Annotated in this window: 2 protein-coding genes and 1 pseudogene; all 3 read left to right on the plus strand. The window is 69.1% G+C overall.

Going from position 1 to position 2,285, the window contains the following annotated elements:
• On the plus strand, positions 1 to 1,271 hold a 1,271-nt coding region (locus HUK84_RS15350; RefSeq protein ID WP_176641061.1), incomplete at its 5' end, for an anthranilate synthase component I family protein.
• 144 nt (positions 1,272 to 1,415) lie between these two features.
• Complete coding sequence (locus tag HUK84_RS15355; protein ID WP_176641062.1) at positions 1,416 to 2,012, plus strand: anthranilate synthase component II; 597 nt, start codon at positions 1,416 to 1,418, stop codon at positions 2,010 to 2,012.
• Positions 2,013 to 2,019: 7 nt separating this feature from the next.
• A pseudogene (locus HUK84_RS15360) lies at positions 2,020 to 2,285 on the plus strand (hypothetical protein); the annotation flags it as partial.

Raw genomic sequence — 2,285 nt, forward strand, 5'->3', positions numbered from 1 at the left:
CGGCCGCCTTCACCCCGGCGGCGGCCGCACCGCTCGATTCGCTGCGCGCCGTCATCCGCGATTCCCGCATGGCGCTTCCGGCCGGCCTGCCGCCGATGATCGGCGGCCTGTTCGGCTATCTGGGCTACGACATGGTCCGGCAGATGGAACATCTGCCCCACATGCCGCCCGACGACCTCCATCTGCCCGAAGGCGTGATGATCCGCCCCCGCCTGTTCGCGGTCTTCGACACGGTGCGCGACGAACTGACCCTGGCGGCGCCGATCCGCCCCCGCGCCGGGCATGCGCCCGAACAGGCGCTGCAGGCCGCGCAGGACCTGCTGGCCACCGCGCGGCAGAGCCTGTCCGAACCACTGGCCCTGCACGAGATCGCGCCACGCTATACCGGCCCGCTCGACCCGCCGCATTCGACCTTCACCAGGGACGCGTTCTGCGACGCCGTCCGGCGCATCCAGGACTACATCGCCGCCGGCGACGCCTTCCAGGTCGTGCCCAGCCAGCGTTTCTCCACGTCCTTCACCCTGCCGCCGCTCGCGCTCTACCGCGCGCTGCGCCGCATCAACCCCGCGCCGTTCCTGTTCAACCTGGCGTTCGACGGGTTCAGCCTGGTCGGCTCCTCGCCGGAAATCCTGGTGCGCCTGCGCGACGGCCGCATGACCGTCCGCCCGCTGGCCGGCACCCGCCCCCGCGGCGCCACGCCCGAGGAAGACCAGGCCCTCGAACGCGACCTGCTCGCCGATCCCAAGGAACTGGCCGAACACCTGATGCTGATCGATCTCGGCCGCAACGATGTCGGCCGCGTCTGCGAGATCGGTTCGGTCAAGGTGACCGAGAAATTCGTCATCGAGCGTTTCAGCCACGTCATGCACATCTCCTCGAACGTCGAGGGCACGCTCCGCCCGGGGCTCGAGGCCATCGACGCGCTGATCGCCGGCTTCCCGGCCGGCACGCTGACCGGCGCGCCGAAGATCCGCGCGATGGAGATCATCGACGAGGTCGAACCCACCCGCCGCGCCACCTATGCCGGCTGCATCGGCTATTTCGGCGCGAACGGCGAGATGGACACCTGCATCGGGCTGCGCATGGCCGTGGTCAAGGACGGCCAGATGCACGTGCAGGCCGGCTGCGGCGTCGTCGCCGACAGCGTGCCCGAAGCCGAATATGAGGAAACCCGCCACAAGGCCCGCGCCCTGTTCCGCGCCGCCGAGGAAGCGGTCCAGTTCGCCCTGGGTCGCAATGGGACCACGGCGGGGCATGGCGGGGCAGGATGACGCAGCACCCGCAACCCGTCACAAAATTGCGCAACCAGCCCGGATGAGCGCAACAAACTCCCGCTTTTTGCACGTCAAAGATTATTTCGGTTAAATTCGGATCTGCCGTTTGACCGGGCCGAAACACGAGTTCATCATATTGCCATGATCCTGCTGATCGACAATTACGACAGCTTCACCTTCAATCTCGTCCATTATCTGGGCGACCTGGGGGAGGTCTGCGACGTCCGCCGCAACGACGCGCTGACGGCCGAGGACGCGCTGGCCCTGCGGCCCGAGGCGATCGTCCTGTCCCCCGGCCCCTGTTCGCCCAACGAGGCCGGGATCTGCTGCGACCTGATCCGCAAGGCCGCCGGCCGGGTTCCCGTCTTCGGGGTCTGCCTGGGCCACCAGGCGATCGGCCAGGTCTTCGGCGGCACCGTCGTCCGCGCCCCGGTCCCGATGCACGGCAAGGTCAGCGCCGTCCATCACGACGGCAGCGGGGTGTTCGCGGGACTGCCCGACCCGTTCATGGCCACCCGCTATCACAGCCTCACGATCGACCCCTCCAGCCTGCCGGACGAACTCGCCCCGGTCGCGCACACGCAGGACGGAGTGATCATGGGGCTCCGCCACCGCACGCTGCCCATCTTCGGCGTCCAGTTCCATCCCGAAAGCATCGCGTCCGAACACGGCCACGACATCCTGGCCAATTTCATGGCCATCGTCCGCGGGCGCAACGCGCCCCGCAAGGCCGCCTGACCCGCCCATGGACGGCATTCCGCCCCTTTCGGCAGACTCTCCCCCTCCGGCGGCAGCTTCCCCGGCCACCCATTCTCCGGTTCCCGACCCCGCTGGCGCCTTCCGCGCCATCCTGGACCGGCTGGCCCGCGGCGACATCCTGACCGAGGCCGAGGCCGAGACGGTCTTCGGCCTCATCATGGACGGCGCGATCCCCGACACGCTGATCGCCGCCTTCCTGATGGCGCTGCGCGTCCGTGGCGAGCGGCCCGCCGAATTGCTGGGCGCGGTCCG

The sequence above is a fragment of the Nguyenibacter vanlangensis genome (assembly GCF_013376155.1).
Taxonomy (GTDB): Bacteria; Pseudomonadota; Alphaproteobacteria; order Acetobacterales; family Acetobacteraceae; genus Gluconacetobacter; species Gluconacetobacter vanlangensis.

Coding starts and splice junctions, on each gene's coding strand:
- HUK84_RS15355 (WP_176641062.1), top strand. CDS start 1,416: ATGATCCTGCTGATCGACAATTACGACAGCTTCACCTTCAATCTCGTC.